Below are 17,290 nucleotides of genomic sequence, written 5' to 3'. Positions count from 1 at the left end.
AGTGAAAAAGATAAATATATGTGTCCGTTGCCACTTACACATATTGGCACTGCTCTTTTTAGTGGCTTGTCATCCGTCCGAAAGCGATCAAGAAACAGCATCTCAAGCAGCCGAACCTTTCGTGTCAACCATGACGATGAAGCCTGCACAACTGGATATCTTTGAAACCCTACCGGCAAGAGTCGCGGCGGTTCGTGTCGCAGCGATCCGTCCCCAGATCAGTGGCATCGTCCAACATCGTCTTTTCAAACAAGGACGCGAGGTCAAGGCCGGGGATCCTTTATTTCAGCTTGATCCGGCGCCCTTTCAGGCCGATGTCGATACTGCCCGAGCGACACTACAGAAAGCGCAGGCGACTTTAAAGCGCGCGATGGACAAAGCATCCTATTTAAAGCCTTTACTCGACGCTGATGCGATCAGCCGTCAGGAATATGATGATGCCGTTTTACAACGCGATCAGGCCAACGCCGATGTGGCTCAGGCTCAAGCCACGCTTGCCCGTCGTTTACTGGATTTAAACTATACCCGCGTCACCGCGCCGATCGCCGGGCGTATCGATCAAACACTGGTCAGCGAGGGAGCGCTTGTCAGCCGCTCAGATACCACACCGATGACACGCATTGAACAGATTGACCAAGTTTTTGTTGATGTTCGCCGCCCGGCATCATCACTTGAGTCAATCAATCAGGCGCTCCCAACCGGTTCTGCTGAATCTGCCGCAGCGACACAAACCAATATCAATATTTTACATCCGAACGGGCAGCCTTATCCGCTGCAAGGTCAGTTGCTATTTTCCGGGATCCATATTGATCCCAGTACCGGAGATGTTTTATTGCGCGTGTTGGTGGATAACGAGCAACGCTTATTACTACCGGGAATGTTTGTCAAAGCACGCGTTTTGCGTTCGCGTTATACCAATGCGTTGACAGCCCCGCAGCAGGCAATCGTCCACATTGGCGGCGTCCCTCATATTTGGACCATTGATTCCCATGATCGTGCCGCGCTGAAACCCGTCGCTCTCGGGGCGTTGGTGCAAGGGCAATACCATGTCAAAGCAGGGCTGAATGCGGGCGACCATATTGTGGTTGAGGGCAAAGAAAGACTACAGGACGGTATCACCGTTCATCAGCGGCCATGGCAAGCCTCGCCGCCCCTTTAACTTTCAATCGTCACAGTCAACACATCCACAATCCATGCTTTAGGTGAGAGTGTCCTTTTATGTCGCAGTTTTTCATACAACGCCCAGTGTTTGCGTGGGTGATTGCACTATTCATTATCTTATTCGGCTGTCTGGCAATTCCTCAACTGCCTATCTCCCGCTATCCGTCCGTTGCCCCACCCACCGTCAGCATTACCGCGACGTATCCGGGGGCCACGCCCAAAGCGATGAACGATGGCGTTCTGAGTCTGATCGAAAGTGAACTATCCAACGTCAAAAACCTGATGTATTTCGAGTCATCTGCGGATACCTCCGGCTCAGCCTCTATTACAGCCACGTTCAAACCCGGCACCGATCCGAATATTGCTCAGGTTGATATTCAAAATCAGCTCAAAATGATTGAGTCGCGACTGCCGCAAGCCGTCCGTCAGAATGGCTTAAGCGTTGAATCGGCGACCTCAAATTTCCTGATGATTGTCGGCCTGAAATCAGATGACAATCGTTTCGATGAAATCGCCCTCAACGACTATCTGTCGCGCAATCTGGTGGAAGAGTTACGTCGCATCGATGGCGTCGGACGGGTGCAATCCTTCGGTGCAGAGAAAGCGATGCGTATCTGGGTTGACCCGGACCAATTGAATGCACGGGGGTTGACCATGACCGATATCAGTCAGGCGGTTATCCAACAAAATACCCAAATCGCTCCCGGTAGCGTCGGTGCTGCGCCCACGGTATCGGGGCAACGCGTGACAGTGCCATTAACGGTTCAAAGTCAGCTCACCACACCGGCGCAATTTGCCAATATCATTCTGCGCACCAATACCAACGGTGCCAGCGTGATTTTAGGTGATGTGGCTCGCGTGGAGATCGGCTCGCAATCCTATGGTTTCTTAAACCGGGAAAATGGTAAAAACGCGACTGCTGCTGCAATACTCCTGAGACCGGGGGCGAATGCCCTCAGCACAGCCGAAGCCGTTCAAAAACGACTGGCGGAACTCAGACATAGTCTGCCGACCGGTATGAGTGACTCAATCCCATTTAATACCGCACCATTTGTCAAAGTGTCGATCAATAAAGTGATCCAGACGTTAATTGAAGCGATGCTTTTGGTCTTTTGCGTGATGTTCCTGTTTCTGCAAAATATCCGTTATACGTTCATCCCGGCGATCGTCGCACCGATTGCGCTGTTGGGCACCTTCACCATCATGCTGATCACTGGCTTTTCAATCAACGTCCTGACTATGTTCGGCATGGTGTTAGCCATCGGTATCATTGTTGATGATGCCATTGTCGTGGTCGAAAATGTCGAGCGCCTGATGTCAGAAAAAGGCTTATCACCACAAGCTGCAACATCGGTTGCCATGAAAGAGATCACGGGTGCGATTATCGGTATCACGTTAGTGCTCACCGCTGTTTTTATTCCGATGGGGCTGGCCGGTGATTCGGTGGGTGTCATTTATCAACAATTCACCCTCTCCATGGCTGTCTCGATCCTATTTTCTGCATTTCTGGCGCTGACACTCACCCCTGCCTTATGCGCCACACTGCTCAAGCCAGTCAGCGCCGCACACGAAAAACGCAAATTTTTTCAGGGCTTCAACCGCAACTTTGCGCGCCTCAACAACCGCTATGCGATTCATGTGCGAGGCTGCATTCAGCGTCAGGGCCGGATGATGATCATCTTTGTGCTGCTCACCGCCCTACTGGTGGTCACATTTCGTCAGTTGCCCACCTCGTTTCTGCCCGAAGAAGATCAGGGATATTTCATGACCAACATTCAGTTGCCTGCGGATGCCACGGCTGAACGTACCTTGGCGATCGTCAAACGGTTTGAAGACTATATTCTCTCCCGACCGGCGGTAAAATCCACAATGGCAGTCATCGGGTTTGGTTTTTCCGGTTCAGGCACCAATACGGCACAGATCTTTACCACCTTGCAAGATTGGGAAACCCGCGATGACACCTCGACCCGCCAAGAGTTAGCTCTGGCTCAAAAAGCCATGGCTGACGTACCGGAAGGCACCGTCACCCATACGCTGCCACCCGCGATTGAAGAACTCGGCACCAATTCAGGCATCAGTTTCTTCTTACAAGATCGAGGTCATCACGGCGAGCAAGCGCTCAAGCAAGCTGAAGCGCAACTGATTGCTCTGGCTGAAAAAAGCCCGCAGCTAGGCAAGATCTACGCTGACGGTCTCCCCTCTGGCACCAGTATCCATTTAGAGATTGATCGCCAGAAAGCAGCGGCACAGGGCGTCTCATATCCGACGATCAGTGACACGCTCTCGACGGCTTTAGGATCGTTATACATCAACGACTTCCCCAATGAGGGACGCATGCAGCAAGTGATCATGCAGGCCAATGCTTCAGCCCGGATGCAAATCGATGATGTTCTGCACCTTTATGTGCGCAATAACAAAGGCGGCATGGTTGCTTTATCAGAGTTCATCACCCCGAGCTGGCGTGAAACCTCACCGCAATTCATTCGTTTTCAGGGGTATCCCGCCTTACTCATTTCGGGTGATACCGCATCAGGATACGCCAGTGGCGAAGCAATGGCAGAAGTCGAGCGCCTTGCCCAACAACTGCCAGCGGGGTTTACCATTGCCTGGACAGGTCAATCGTTGCAAGAGCGTCAGTCTGCCACACAAGCCCCGAAACTGATGGCACTGTCCATGCTCGTCATTTTCTTGGTGCTGGCCGCCCTCTACGAGAGCTGGTCAATTCCGCTGTCGGTGATGTTGGTTGTTCCATTAGGTCTGCTGGGCGCGGTGATGGCCGTGATGTTGCGTGATCTGCCCAATGATGTGTTTTTTAAAGTGGGCCTGATTACGGTGATTGGCTTGTCGGCCAAGAATGCCATTCTGATTGTTGAGTTTGCCAAACAACTCCGCGAGCAAGGCCACGGATTAATGGAGTCGGCAACGCAGGCCGCCCAATTGCGCTTACGGCCGATCTTAATGACCTCGCTGGCATTTGGTCTGGGGGTGGTGCCGCTGATGCTGGCGAGTGGCGCGAGCCAAGAGACACAACATGCGATAGGAACAGGCGTCTTTGGCGGCATGGTGAGTGCGACTGTCCTTGCTATCTATTTTGTGCCGACATTCTTCGTCTGGGTGACCCGCCTGCAAGAACGACTCTCCAACTGGCGAAAAACAAGTTCAAAATCCTCAGCTCAGCCTAAAGGTTAAGTAAAGATGATGCGTGTATTTATTTTTTGTCTGACAGGCTTGCTTTCGGCCTGTTCCCTGACGCCCGAGATGACCAAACCCGCACTCCCCGTACCGGCGACTTTTCCGCCGATAGCCAGTGACACGGGGACGATGTCACCGCCAACGGCTGAACTTGGCTGGCGAACCATGTTCAGAGATGAACGCTTACAACAGCTCATCGAACTAGGCTTGGCCAATAACCGGGATTTACGGATTGCGATCCTCCATGTGAAAGCGGTGAAAGCCCAATATCATATTCAGCGTTCGGCTCAAGTTCCTCATCTGAATGTGACGATGAGTGCCAGCCGACAACGAAATCTGACGAGCGATGACCAAGGCACCCAATCATCGGAAATCCAACAACAAAGCAATCTGAATCTCGGTTTCAGTGCATTTGAAATTGACTTGTTCGGCCGCACGCGTTCAATGTCAGATGCTGCATTTGCACGTTACTTAGCCAGTGATTATGGTCAAAAGGCGGCACAAATTGCGCTGATCAGCGCAATTGCTGACGCTTATTTTTCTGAACGTCTGACCACAGCACAACTCCGCTTGACTGAGAAAACGTTAACGGACTGGCAGGCATCGCTCGACTTAACGCAAAAACTCAGGATGGGAAATCAGGCGAGTGCCCTTGATGTTGCTCAGGCGGAAAGTCAGGTCGCCGGTGCGCAAGCCAATCGAGCCGCCAAGATACGGGCATTGGCACAAGCCAGAAACGCACTCCGGTTGCTGGTTGGTTCGCGTTTACCGAATGATCTGCCCGCTCCCCGCCCATTGACAGACCAGGAGATGATGACCCGGCTCCCCGCAGGGCTTCCTGCTGATTTATTGCTGTATAGGCCGGATATTTTGCAAGCGGAGCAAAACCTCATTGCAGCCAACGAAGACATCGGTGCAGCGCGAGCGGCCTACTTCCCCCGCCTCTCTCTGACCAGTGCCATGGGCTATGCCAGTTCGAGTATCCGCCATTTAGTTCGTTCGGGGGCGACCATGTGGTCATTGTCACCGCAAATAGAGCTGCCCATATTCCAAGGCGGAAGACTGGATGCCGCGTTAAAATTGGCAAAAGTCCGCCAATCCAGTGCCATCGCGCAATATGAAAAAACCATTCAGACCGCTTTTAAAGAAGTTGCGGATGGTTTATCAGGCAGTGAAACCTACCAACAACAAATCGCGGCACAAATGAATGTTATCGCAGCAGAACAGCGCAGAACACACCTGTCTAAACTGCGTTATCAGTCTGGTGTTGAACGACATTTGACGTTACTCGATGCCCAACGGCAACTCTACGCAGCCAAACAGACATGGCTTGAACTCAAACAACAAGAATTAAGTAATGCTGTTTTTTTATATAAAGCGTTAGGCGGCGGATTAGTTGAGTCATCAGGGGCACGGGAGTGACTGGAGACTTGAATCAGCGAATCGGCGCTTTGATTGATCATCGAGTCAAAATGAGCGATGCAACTCGCTCAACACATTCATCTCTGAACAAGGTAATGATAATGCAAGAAAAACAGGTCACATTAATGCCGGTTCAACAAGAAGACCGGCCCGAATTTAAACAAAAATTAAAGACAGCATTCACCGATGCAGTGATCAAAGAGTTTGGTCAGTATCATGGTAAACCCATTCCCTCTGATAAAGACATTGAGTCATCATTTGATGAGGAGAATATGGTTCTCTACCATATCTTATCCAATGGTAACCCCGTTGGCGGCGCGGTTTTGCAGATCAACGAAGAGACTCAACATCATGAACTTGAATGGTTTTTTATTGACTCAGGCAATCATAACCAAGGGATCGGCCTTGCTGCATGGCAGGCGATAGAAGCGGCCTATCCGGCAACCAAGGTCTGGCAAACCGGAACGCCCTACTTTGAAAAAAGAAACGTCCACTTTTATCTCAACAAGTGTGGCTTCCACATTACTGAATTTTACAATCGCTATCATCCGGATACGCATTTTCCTGCCGATCTGCGCGATTACAACCTGACGGATTTATATGAATATGAATACTTCATTTTTGAGAAAGTGATGAAAAAATAAGCTTGTAAACGACCCTATAACAATACCGATGGTACATCCAATGATCAGCGGTTGAGATCAACACTTGAGCAAGTCTCTATGGATGCCTATCATGAAATCTCAAGTTAAGTTGAGGTGTTATGACGAATGCAAAAAACGACCACTTCTAAAGCAGTCATTCCTGAGTGGATCTCTGTCGGCGTGCTGAGTAAAAGAACGGGGGTTGCAATATCAGCATTACATTTCTACGAAAAAAAAGGCTTAATCAAAAGCCACAGAAACGCTGCCAACCACAGACAATATCCCAAACATGTCATTCGGATTGTCTCTTTGATTCAGGTTGCTCAGCGAACTGGCTTTTCTTTGGATGACATTTTATCTGAGCTTGAAGGCCTGCCGAATCGTACCCGTGTCACGCTGGAGGACTGGGAAGCATTGGGCGTCAGATGGCGACAAGAATTGGATAAAAAAATTATCCAGTTAACCGAGTTAAGAGACATGATGACAGACTGTATCGGCTGTGGCTGTCTTTCCCTTGAAAGATGCCGGCTGCTTAATCCTCAAGATGAATTAGGCGAGAAAGGCGCCGGCCCGCATCGGATGAGTCAGTGAGGTCATCGTCATATGAAAGAGCAACTGGCTCAACTCACGAATGAGGGTTGAGCCCGAGCCTTTCCTTACGCTTCAAGATACTGCAATAGCTGCTGTTTCAGTTCTTCATACAACTGAGCCTGGACGGTTTCAAGTTGATATTGATTGCGATCCAGACACAATTTTAGCGTCCCCAATGGCGGAAAACCGCTCAGTTTGGTGATGCTCTCCGGGTAACTAAAAGAGGATCGCACGGTAATCCCTAATCCGGCTTCCACCGCACGCCATAAATTACTTAAGCTTCTGCCAACAAAGTTAATTTTCCACGAAATCCCTTGATGATCTAACGCTTCGGTTGCTTGTTTGCGGATCAGACATGAGCCGTCCAGCATCACTAACGGTAAAGGCTTTGTCGTCAGCACTGACTCTCGGAGGTGCTTACTGGCCGGTCCGTACCAGTGCATGGGTAACTCTGCTAAAAGCTCACTATAAGGCGCACTTTTTTCGCCCACCCATCCGAGCGAGAAATCCAACTCACCCGATACGATACCGTCAAGCAGCTCTTGGTGTCGCCCGACAATGGACTGCAATTGGATTTGCGGATGAGTGCGTGCAAATGCACCTAACATTTGTGGCAAGAGCACATCACTGAAATCTTCTTGTAAGCCGAACGTGACTTTACCTTCCAGCCGCTCCCCCACCAGTCGGTACATTAACTCATCATTCAGTTGCAACATTCGCCGGGCATATCCCAGCACCACTTCCCCTTCTTCTGTCGGTTCAAGGTGCCGGCCAACTTTCACGGCTAACGGCGTATGACACTGTTGCTCTAATTTCTTTAACTGAGCACTTGCGGCAGAAGGAGAGCGATTCAGACGCTCGGCAGCCAGCGCAAAACTGCCCAATTCAATCCCTAAAACAAAACATCGCAAAGCATCTAAATCAAGACTGCGCATGACCAATCATCCCAAAAATCGAAACAGTTAATACCAATAGTTTTGATTTTTTGTATCAATAAATCAACTTATGATTTTCCCGTCCATTGAAACAAGCGAGGAAAATCGATGACTTCCAAAGAAACAGAACTGATGGCGATGTTCGCCCGGCTCGCGCCTCAGTTTCATCAATTCACGTCAGAAGTATTATTCGGGCAAGTTTGGCAGGACGACAGATTAAGCCAGAGAGACCGCAGTTTGATCACAGTCACCGCGCTTGTCGTCCTCAACCGTACGGAACAATTACCCGGTCACCTGACGCGCGCGTTAACCAATGGCTTGACCCCTGAGGAGCTCAGTGCAGCAATCACTCAATTAGCTTTTTATGGCGGCTGGCCTGTCGCCGCCTCGGCGCTTGAGCGTCTCGATACCAGCCAATCTCAATGTCATCCAGCGGAGTAACAATCAGATGCCTTTAACACGAATTACACTCACCCCGGCTTTGTTTGAAACAGGCCATCAGGAAATTTCGACGATTTTACAACAGTGCTTAGAAACCCATTTTGATGTCCCCAGTCATGACTGCTTTCAGATCTTTGATGTGCAAGCGCCACAGCACATCGTGTTTGATGGCTACTACCCCAATTTGCACAAAAAACGCAGTGAATCCGGAATTCTATTCCATATCTTTGCCGGAAAGCCGCGCAGCTGTGAGCAAAAGCGAGCTTTATATCAAGCGCTCAATCAACACTTGACTCAGTCTCTTCCCCTCAATGAAGAAGACATTATGGTCATAATTCAATTTAATCATGCAGAAGATTGGTCTTTTGCTTCCGGTATTTCAGCCATCGATTGATAGGAAAATGATAATGATTGCAATGCAATATAAGTTTGTACTCCCCGCTGATTACGACATGACACTCATCGAACGACGGATCACAGAGAAGGGCTATTTATTAGATGATTGGCCGGGATTAGTCTTCAAGGCTTACTTGTACGCGCGTCAGGATGCGCCGCTGTACCACAGTCCGGTAAACAGCTACGCCCCCTTTTATGTCTGGCAAGATCACCATGCGATGATGGCCTTTCTTAACAGTGAGGGATTTAAAGCGCTGTGTGAGCAATTTGGTCGGCCAAAAGTCGAAACCTGGTTTATTGATGAACCCCCGTCGCCCCCCACAGCGCAACATCAATTTGCATCGATTACCCATGATGCAAGCCAACAGGCGGATGTCCAAGGCATCAATTACCACGCTTGGCAACCTATCAGGGTCACATGGATTCGTCACGCAGAGCTGAGCGCCTACCAAGCGCATGACCTTTACGCGGTGGGATATATTGCCCGAGGCCAAGCCTTCACCGCCAGCTAATATCAACTGAAAATAGGGGCAGTCAGCAAGCACGAACCCCACGGTGCTCAGTGCAAATATACTGCCCGCTATCCATAGATCAATCGGATTGAACGATCCCGGTTGTCACAGCAAACTCTCTGACTTCCTGCGGTTGTAAATGAATCAGTGTGCCGCTCTTTTTAGCAGACAAGTAACCTTCAGGCCGACATGTTGCCGGCAGGACATAAGCTGCGACTTTTTGATCACCGTTATGCAAAATCCAACGCGTCGCAAAATTGAGCATGGCGGTATCAAAATGCGTGATTAATGTTTTACCGCCTCCGATTGCCATTTCAAACTGAGCCCTGTCGGTGTGCAACGATAAGTTATCCATGAAGTAAACTATTTCAGGGTCATACATGTCTGGTGTTGAGAGTTGTTCTATTGGGCTTGCTTGCGTTTTGAGCATTTCATTAAAATCAAGCCATTGTGCCGTCGGGGTGACATGATTCGGGATAGACTCACGAAGTTTTACCGCACTGTCGGGAATATTCTGCTTCATTTCAGCATCTGGGAAATATGCCGTGTTCATATGACACATATACTGAAGCGGCATGGGCACAGAGGCCAAGTTTTGCACCTTCATTTTTATCTCGAATACTGAAGCGTCTTGCTGAATCGAAACCGATGGTGATGCCAGATAATGATCACCAAACCCCATCGCATACTCGTACTCTCCCTTGATGGTGATGTGGTGTTCATCTATTTCTAACCATGCTTTATCCATATTGGCACATGGCATTTCACCATGAAGGGGGTGGTCATCCTCAGGACTAGGGCAACCGTTACGGATCAAGCCAGAATGAAACGCGAAACAACCATACGTGGCGACAACTTCACGACTTGGCTTTGGTTCAGAGAACATATTCTCCATACACAGGTTTTCACCGAGAAATTGAGCATCCCATATCATTTGGCCCATAAAAGGCAGAATAACCAAATAACCTTTCGAATTTTCTATTCTCAGCGCTTCAATACCGGAGTTATATTTAAAACCAGAGACTTTAAAGTGTTCGGATTGAATGAATATGACTTCTTGTTGATTAAATAAATGTTTACCTAAAGGCATTGTGTACATTATTTTATCTCCTGAAGAGGAAAGCCACTATAAAAGTGGCTTCTCTGAATTAATGAGTTTGTTCTGCTAATTTAGGTTGTGCTTGATTTGCTTTTTTATTTTTCATTTCACCGAAAAAGTAATAACCAACATAACCAAAACAAATAAAGTTCACCAAGAACGATAATTGCATACCAACCATATCAGCAACCAGACCTTGGATTGCTGGCACGACAGCAGCCCCGACAATAGCCATGACGATAACGGCACCAGCCGTTTCTGTATATTCATTATCGACCGTATCCAGGGTGCCGGCATAAATGGTCGCCCAACAAGGTCCAAACAGAATACTGACACCAACCGCCACATAAACAGCGCTAAAATCATGACCCAAAGACACATAGGTCAGGAACGCCATACCAATGATTGAATAAGCGATCAATACCTTCTCTGCCGAGAACCGAGTCATTAAAATATTGGCGACGAACTTACCAATGAAGAAACACACAAACGAATACACCATATAGTTGGATGCGGCCCGTTCGTTAATATCGGCCATCTCTAATGCCAGGCGGATCGTAAATGACCAGACCGCGACTTGCATTCCCACATACAGGAACTGAGCAACGATCCCTTTCTTAAAGCGGTTATTGGTCGAAAGATACTTTAAGGTTTTGCCAATCGAAGGCGCTTTATGACCACTTTGTCGTGCGACTTTACATTTCGGATATTGCGTCAGTACAAACAGGGTGAAGACACCAACAAGAATGAAGATAATATACTTATATGGTTTCAACGTATGCTCGAGCATCTCCAGTCGGAACGCATGAATCTGATCCGGGGACATCACTGCCATCTGCGATCCCAGACTCGCACCATCCTGAAAAATCAGATATTTACCAAGCAAAATACCGGCAATAGCACCAACAGGATAGAAGGTTTGGCTGATATTCAGACGTAATATCGCGTGCGATTTCGGCCCCAGCATTGAAGAATAGGTATTGGCTGCGGTCTCCAGAAAAGACAGACCGACAGCAATGGCGAAAATCGCTGCCAGAAACATCGTGTAAGTCGCCATATGGGAGGCAGGGAAAAATGCGGTGCACCCCAGAATATAAAGTGACAAACCAATCATGATGGCAACTTTATAGGATGACTTTTTAATGACTAAAGATGCAGGAATGGCAATTAAAAAATATCCGCCATAAAAAGCACTTTGCACTAATGCACTTGCAAAATTCGACAATTCAAAAACAGATTTAAATTGGGTAATTAGAATGTCGTTTAATGAAGCGGCACAGCCCCATAATGGAAATAGACAGGACAATAATATAAATTGAAATATCGGTGTTTTATCCAAATACCCATCGGATCCTTGGATGGCATTAGCTTTAATCATTGTAGGGTTCCTTTTAGGACAGTTATTATGTGGCCCATTTAAAAATGAGCCTGTTTTTAATTGTTATTTCAGACCAAGATATTATTTCGTGTGTTTTGTTTCGAATTCTTCAAACTGTTCAATGCTGGGATAAGAGAACTGTGTTCCTTTCTCCGTCACACTGAATGCAGCGAATAACGACGCTTTTTCCAGCGACAGCTGTACATCGCGGGTTTGCATAAAGTAATGAGAGAAGCAACCAATAAACGCATCACCTGCACCACTTGTATCCACTGCATTGACTTGCGTCGGTTCGATAAAGACGTCTTTGCCGTCTTTACTTAACCAAATAGCTCCTTTCTCCCCCATCGTCACAATAATGTTGTTCAATCCTTTATTCAGAAGGATCGTTGCGGCTTCTTTTATTTGCTCGACGGTTTCAACAGGTTTATTGACTAAGATTTCGAGCTCTGTTTCATTCGGAACAAAGAAATCACAGCGACAGGCATATTCAATGTCCAGCTCAGGAACCGCCGGAGCAGGATTTAGCAGCACCGGAATATGATGTTTGTTACCAAATTCGATCGCGGCATAAACCGTTTCAAGCGGCACTTCTAACTGAAGGACAATCAGGCTGCATTCGACCAGTGTTCTTTCTGCTTTATCAATATCAGCCGGCTTGAGAAATTCATTGGCTCCCTTGATGATTAAAATGGAATTCTGCGATGTCGGGCTGACAAAGATCGGCGCCACACCACTCGATGTTTGAGGCTCTTTACTTACGTATTGGGTGTTAATGCCATAAGATTGAAAATTCCTGATGGTATTGTCGGCAAACATGTCATCACCCACTTTCGTCACCATCACCACATCCGCGCCCAGCTTTGCGGCTGCAACAGCTTGGTTTGCCCCTTTACCACCACACCCCATTTTGAATGATGGCGCTTCTAATGTTTCACCTTCTTTTGGCATACGTTCTGTGTATGAAATGAGATCGACCATATTCGAGCCGATCACTGCAATTGTTTTCATTTTGTACTTCCTTATTCATGTTATGAAATTAACATTAGTCGATCTCAATGAACACTTACTGCGATCTGCATCACTCTAATGATGTTAATATTGATTAATAAATAATAATTCACGTACCTGATCACAATTTCATGTAAATATAATAACATTAGCATTTTCAGGTGTTATTAATGTAACACGAACCCTTTTTTCAAAATGAAAGTACAAGGTAACCTTATGAATCACTATATTGACCACACACTGCTATCTGCTAACGCAACCACAGATCAAATCAACACATTATGCGATGAAGCCCATCAACATCAGTTCTTCTCTGTCTGTATCAATCCCGGTTTTGTTGAGCATTGTGCAAAGCGGTTAGAAACATCAAATGTGAAGATCTGCACAGTGATCGGCTTCCCATTAGGTGCGAACACCACTGCGGTTAAAGTTTTTGAAACCCAAAATGCCATCTCGCTGGGCGCGGATGAAATCGACATGGTTGTTAACATCAGCGATGTGTTGGCGGCTAACTGGAGCAACGTTGAACAAGAAATCCGAGCGATCAAAAAAGCATGTGGTTCACAATTACTCAAAGTTATCTTTGAAACGTGTCTGTTAACCAACGAACAAATCGTTGAATTGTGTAACATAAGTCAGCGTGCCGGCGCTGATTTTGTGAAAACCTCAACAGGTTTCTCGACTGGTGGTGCAACTGTTGAGCATATTAAGTTAATGCGTGATACTGTTGGCAAAACAATGGGCGTCAAAGCATCTGGTGGTGTTCGTACGAAAGAGGCAGCACAAGCAATGATTGACGCCGGTGCATCACGCGTTGGTGCAAGTGCCAGTGTCAGCATTATTTCAGGCCAAGCGCCAACAACTGATGATTACTAAAAGTAGGAAGCCTTCGGCCGTAAAAGGCCGAAAATGGAGAAACATGGTTACAAAGCAGTTAGAAAGACTTCGACGAATTGAAGCGTGCCTCAAACACAGCGATAAAATTCACTTGAAAGAAATAGCCCGTCTTTTAGAAGTGTCAGAAATGACAGTGCGTCGAGATTTAAACTCCAACGCTGCCCATTCTTTTCCCCTCGAGTACTACGGCGGATATATCCGCCGTGGTCATCCAATCGTGCATGATGACGTTCAGGAAGGTCTCGAATTCATATCCTACGAAACCTCACCGCCATCTCCTGACTATCACACAGCCAACACCGCGAACGCTTTTCCCCCGGTGAAAGTGAACAACTACATTTCAGCAATTGTCTCTGATTTTATCGAGATGAATGATGTGGTGTATTTCGACAACGGCGATCTCAATGCTGACATTATTGGTTCTATCCCGAATCATGTGATGTTTACTGGGGTGACGGCTTCGATGAATGTTTTCTTGGCGCTAAAGCATAAGCCGAACTGCAAAGCAATTTTGCAAGGTGGCAGTTACAACCCTGTCCATGATGTGTTTATTTCAGCGTCCAATGGTGTTCTGACACCGATGATATTTCAGAAAGTATTTATTTCATCCGCTGGTGTACACGACAAATTTGGCGTCACCGCTTCAGACATGTTGGTCTCGAATATCGCCAACATCGTGATGGAAAGAAGCATGAAAAGATATCTTATCGTGGAAAAGAAAGCCATTAACCAAGCCGCGACCTATAAAATCGGCGACCTGATGGATTTCCATTATTTGATTTCAGATGACACCTTACCCAACAAACTCGAAACCGCGTGCCACGAAGCTCGCTTGCAGGTTCTCACCCCAAAAACATGAGGGATTAGGGCATGCGGGCTGCCGCTGGATACGATTAGGCAAGCATCATTATCAATCTGTATTCATTGATGTTTGTACGTCAGATATTGCCAGAATGACCAAACCGAACACAAATATTGTATTTCCTGTTGCTCCGATTGCACGCAACCAGCCGAGTCTGTTTGGGATTGCGACTTGCGAGTCGTCATTGGTATTGCGTATGTCTTTTGATGAATGTAGAACTTATGTGTATAAAAACCGAGCTGATTCCGCGATTACAGCCTGAGTAATTTGTGCTAACACTCGGGAGCGAACTCCAGCGTGTTGCCAATATAAAGGCGCATACAGCGAGATATCCGGTGCGATATTCACTAATTTTTTTGTCTCAAGCGCATCACCTAACAATCCTTCGAGAGTTACACACCACCCCATTCCTAACCGAGTCGCTTCAACAATCCCTGCCGCACTTGGCAAATAATGTACATGATTGGGTAGAACTTCGTATCCCGTGACCATTTCAATAAAACGCTTTTGTAAAAAGTCTTTATGGTCATAGTCAATCATGGGGGCGTGTTGAAACGCTTCTATAGTCAACCCGTTACTAAAATATCGCTGGTACATAGCGGGTGTTGCGACCGCACAATAGCGCATTTGACCAAGTTCATGCACGACACAACCTTGCAATGGCTTAGGTTCGGAAGTTAAGGCGCCAATCACATGCCCGTTCCTTAAATGTTCCAAGGTAAATTCTTCATTATCGATTCGAATATCAAACTGATAATTATACTTCTGATAAAGCGGAGCCAATGCATTGAGTAGCCAAGTCGAAAAAGAATCTTCATTTACCGCAATCGAAAACGTGTTTGAATGAACAGCAGTTGGTTCATCAGGTAGGAAGTCGTTCATGACTTCCGATTCTAGTAAGGACATCGGTTTCACTCGAGCCAGCAATTTTTGGCCAGCTCGAGTGGGTTTACAGGGAGACTGTCGAACGATCAACAACTGACCAATACGATCCTCCAGTTGTTTGATACGCTGTGAAATGGCTGACGGTGTCACCGATAATCGTTTGGCCGCACGTTCAAAGCTGGTTTCTTCGATCACAGCAATAAAAGCCACAACTTGTGGAGATAGTAAACTCATGCATTCCTATTAAGATTTTCTTAACTTAATTAAGATTATATCGATTTTCTAATTTTTATAAACAATCAATACTCCTACCTGAAAAAGAAAAGTCACAAAAAGGAGGATGTATGTTCATTGCTTCAGCTATCACTGGATTTACAACTGGAGCGGGGTTACTCGTGTGCATTGGTTCACAAAATGCCTTTGTTCTTAAACAAGGTCTTTTACGCCATCATTTATTTGCCATTGCGGCAATTTGTAGTATCAGTGATATCATATTAATTTGTTGTGGTATTGCTGGATTGGGAACGCTAGTAAAAAATTGGCCTAATTTGGTGGAAATCGTTCGCTATGCGGGTGCAGTTTTTTTAGCATGGACCGCTTTATCTTCAGCGAAGCAAGCATGGTATGGCAACAGTCAATTGAACCCTTCCACTGAAGATTCTTCCCATTTTAAAACGGTGATCTTAACTTGCTTGGGGTTTACGTGGCTTAACCCACACGTATATCTTGATACAGTATTTATGATCGGTAGTTTATCGATTCCCTATTCAGGCATTGAGAAATGGAAATTTGCTGCTGGAGCCTTATCTGCCAGTGTGGTGTGGTTTAGTACAATTACCTACGGTGCAAAGCTCTTATTACCGCTGTTTCGCAATCCGTATGCTTGGCGTATTCTTGATGCCTTAGTTGCCATAACGATGGGCTATTTTTCAGTTTCGTTGCTGATAACACCACTTCCGTAAATGCCACTCCACCGCCACGCATGGGAATGCACTGACCTGCTAAGAAACCCACATTTTTTAGATGTTGTCTGTCTAACAAATGTTATACACGTTGAAAGATCTCAGATGAAAAGGCGCAATAAAGAAAACAACGAAAAGAAATCCATAACCTTGAATTCGGGAGATATATTCTTTGCTTCTGTCGGTACCGAGCACGTTGCCCCCAAGGTGAAGCCAGAATTTTAGTTGTCAAACACGAAGGTCGCTTATAACAAAAAAAAAGTATCCACCGGCATAGCCGGTGGTTTTTCATATGCGCCTATAAGGCTCTCCTACTGGCAGCGCCCTAGCAGGCGCGTAGTGATCTGACATTTGCATATGACTAGTCCCTGCGGCCCGTAAACGGGCTACCTGAATACGGAATCGACAATTGCTCTCCCATTTTATCCTGCTCTAGTTGGTGCTTGATGTAATTTTGTATCTTGCTCGTATTCTTACCTACCGTATCTACATAATAACCTCGGCACCAAAATTCTCGATTTCTATATTTAAACTTCAAATCCCCGAATCGTTCATAAAGCATTAGGCTACTTTTACCTTTCAAATACCCCATAAACCCTGAAACACTCATTTTGGGCGGTATTTCTAAAAGCATGTGGATATGATCCGCGCAACATTCCGCTTCAAGAATGTTCACATTTTTCCATTCACATAGTTTCCTCAATATTTCACCTATTGCTCTACGTTTTTCTCCGTAGAACACTTGCCTTCTATATTTCGGTGCAAAGACTATGTGGTATTTACAGTTCCAGCGCGTGTGCGCTAAGCTCTTTTCGTCCCCCATTGGGACCCCCTTTCAATTCTTAATTAACTCTTGTAGTTGCCAGACCACAAGACGTTTTTATCAAATTGAAAGGGGTTAT

General features: G+C 46.6%; 17 protein-coding genes. 11 read left to right on the top strand and 6 right to left on the bottom strand.

The window, feature by feature from the left end:
* Window position 1: 1 nt before the first annotated feature.
* The 5 genes from MKS89_RS03675 (at window position 2) to soxR (ending at window position 7,010) form a co-directional block, all read left to right on the top strand.
* Entirely contained in the window at window positions 2-1,159 is a 1,158-nt protein-coding gene (locus MKS89_RS03675; protein ID WP_072962102.1) for an efflux RND transporter periplasmic adaptor subunit, read from the top strand.
* 59 nt (window positions 1,160-1,218) lie between these two features.
* The gene (locus MKS89_RS03670; RefSeq protein ID WP_072962100.1) at window positions 1,219-4,350 is read left to right on the top strand and encodes a multidrug efflux RND transporter permease subunit; all 3,132 of its coding nucleotides are present in this window, start codon (window positions 1,219-1,221) and stop codon (window positions 4,348-4,350) included.
* 6 nt (window positions 4,351-4,356) lie between these two features.
* Window positions 4,357-5,775, top strand: coding sequence for an efflux transporter outer membrane subunit (locus MKS89_RS03665; protein WP_235862439.1), 1,419 nt, complete (start codon window positions 4,357-4,359; stop codon window positions 5,773-5,775).
* 101 nt (window positions 5,776-5,876) lie between these two features.
* Window positions 5,877-6,419 (top strand): GNAT family N-acetyltransferase, encoded by a 543-nt coding sequence (locus tag MKS89_RS03660; RefSeq protein ID WP_072962263.1) that lies wholly within the window; start codon window positions 5,877-5,879, stop codon window positions 6,417-6,419.
* Window positions 6,420-6,545: 126 nt separating this feature from the next.
* On the top strand, window positions 6,546-7,010 hold the full coding sequence (gene soxR, locus MKS89_RS03655; protein WP_106406988.1) for a redox-sensitive transcriptional activator SoxR: 465 nt from the start codon (window positions 6,546-6,548) through the stop codon (window positions 7,008-7,010).
* A gap of 65 nt (window positions 7,011-7,075) precedes the next feature.
* On the opposite strand, the gene MKS89_RS03650 is transcribed toward soxR, so the two are convergent.
* The gene (locus MKS89_RS03650) at window positions 7,076-7,945 is read right to left on the bottom strand and encodes a LysR substrate-binding domain-containing protein (RefSeq protein WP_072962098.1); all 870 of its coding nucleotides are present in this window, start codon (window positions 7,943-7,945) and stop codon (window positions 7,076-7,078) included.
* A gap of 108 nt (window positions 7,946-8,053) precedes the next feature.
* Between MKS89_RS03650 and MKS89_RS03645 the strand changes: the two genes are divergently transcribed.
* From MKS89_RS03645 to MKS89_RS03635, 3 genes are read left to right on the top strand one after another with little or no spacing between them, the layout of a single operon-like run.
* A complete protein-coding gene (locus MKS89_RS03645) occupies window positions 8,054-8,386 on the top strand; it encodes a carboxymuconolactone decarboxylase family protein (RefSeq protein ID WP_072962096.1) in 333 nt (110 codons plus the stop codon).
* A gap of 7 nt (window positions 8,387-8,393) precedes the next feature.
* Entirely contained in the window at window positions 8,394-8,780 is a 387-nt protein-coding gene (locus MKS89_RS03640) for a tautomerase family protein (protein ID WP_072962094.1), read from the top strand.
* A 13-nt stretch (window positions 8,781-8,793) separates the two neighbouring features.
* Window positions 8,794-9,294 (top strand): DUF4865 family protein, encoded by a 501-nt coding sequence (locus tag MKS89_RS03635; protein ID WP_072962091.1) that lies wholly within the window; start codon window positions 8,794-8,796, stop codon window positions 9,292-9,294.
* A gap of 79 nt (window positions 9,295-9,373) precedes the next feature.
* Here the strand turns inward: MKS89_RS03635 and MKS89_RS03630 are convergent, their stop codons facing one another.
* The 3 genes from MKS89_RS03630 to rbsK form a co-directional block, all read right to left on the bottom strand.
* Window positions 9,374-10,393, bottom strand: a complete 1,020-nt coding sequence (locus MKS89_RS03630; protein WP_072962088.1) for an aldose 1-epimerase family protein — start codon at window positions 10,391-10,393, stop codon at window positions 9,374-9,376.
* A 49-nt stretch (window positions 10,394-10,442) separates the two neighbouring features.
* A complete protein-coding gene (gene fucP / locus MKS89_RS03625; RefSeq protein ID WP_072962085.1) occupies window positions 10,443-11,771 on the bottom strand; it encodes an L-fucose:H+ symporter permease in 1,329 nt (442 codons plus the stop codon).
* An 81-nt stretch (window positions 11,772-11,852) separates the two neighbouring features.
* Complete coding sequence (gene rbsK / locus MKS89_RS03620) at window positions 11,853-12,782, bottom strand: ribokinase (RefSeq protein ID WP_021020802.1); 930 nt, start codon at window positions 12,780-12,782, stop codon at window positions 11,853-11,855.
* 216 nt (window positions 12,783-12,998) lie between these two features.
* Between rbsK and deoC the strand changes: the two genes are divergently transcribed.
* Window positions 12,999-13,658 (top strand): deoxyribose-phosphate aldolase, encoded by a 660-nt coding sequence (gene deoC / locus MKS89_RS03615; protein WP_072962083.1) that lies wholly within the window; start codon window positions 12,999-13,001, stop codon window positions 13,656-13,658.
* Window positions 13,612-14,538, top strand: coding sequence for a DeoR family transcriptional regulator (locus tag MKS89_RS03610; RefSeq protein WP_235862440.1), 927 nt, complete (start codon window positions 13,612-13,614; stop codon window positions 14,536-14,538). The genes deoC and MKS89_RS03610 overlap by 47 nt, the downstream gene beginning before the upstream one ends.
* Window positions 14,539-14,760: 222 nt before the next feature.
* Here the strand turns inward: MKS89_RS03610 and MKS89_RS03605 are convergent, their stop codons facing one another.
* Window positions 14,761-15,660, bottom strand: a complete 900-nt coding sequence (locus MKS89_RS03605; protein WP_072962080.1) for a LysR family transcriptional regulator ArgP — start codon at window positions 15,658-15,660, stop codon at window positions 14,761-14,763.
* Window positions 15,661-15,770: 110 nt separating this feature from the next.
* Between MKS89_RS03605 and MKS89_RS03600 the strand changes: the two genes are divergently transcribed.
* Entirely contained in the window at window positions 15,771-16,388 is a 618-nt protein-coding gene (locus MKS89_RS03600; protein ID WP_072962079.1) for a LysE/ArgO family amino acid transporter, read from the top strand.
* Between the two features lie 361 nt (window positions 16,389-16,749).
* Here the strand turns inward: MKS89_RS03600 and tnpA are convergent, their stop codons facing one another.
* Window positions 16,750-17,211 carry an IS200/IS605 family transposase gene (tnpA, locus tag MKS89_RS03595; protein WP_252518336.1) on the bottom strand — a complete coding sequence of 154 codons (462 nt, stop codon included), beginning with the start codon at window positions 17,209-17,211 and terminating at the stop codon, window positions 16,750-16,752.
* Between the last annotated feature and the right edge of the window lie 79 nt (window positions 17,212-17,290).

This window comes from Vibrio gazogenes, assembly GCF_023920225.1.
GTDB lineage: Bacteria > Pseudomonadota > Gammaproteobacteria > Enterobacterales > Vibrionaceae > Vibrio > Vibrio gazogenes.
The sequence above is the reverse complement of the archived record's forward strand: the minus strand, read 5'-3'. Positions and strand labels throughout refer to the sequence as shown.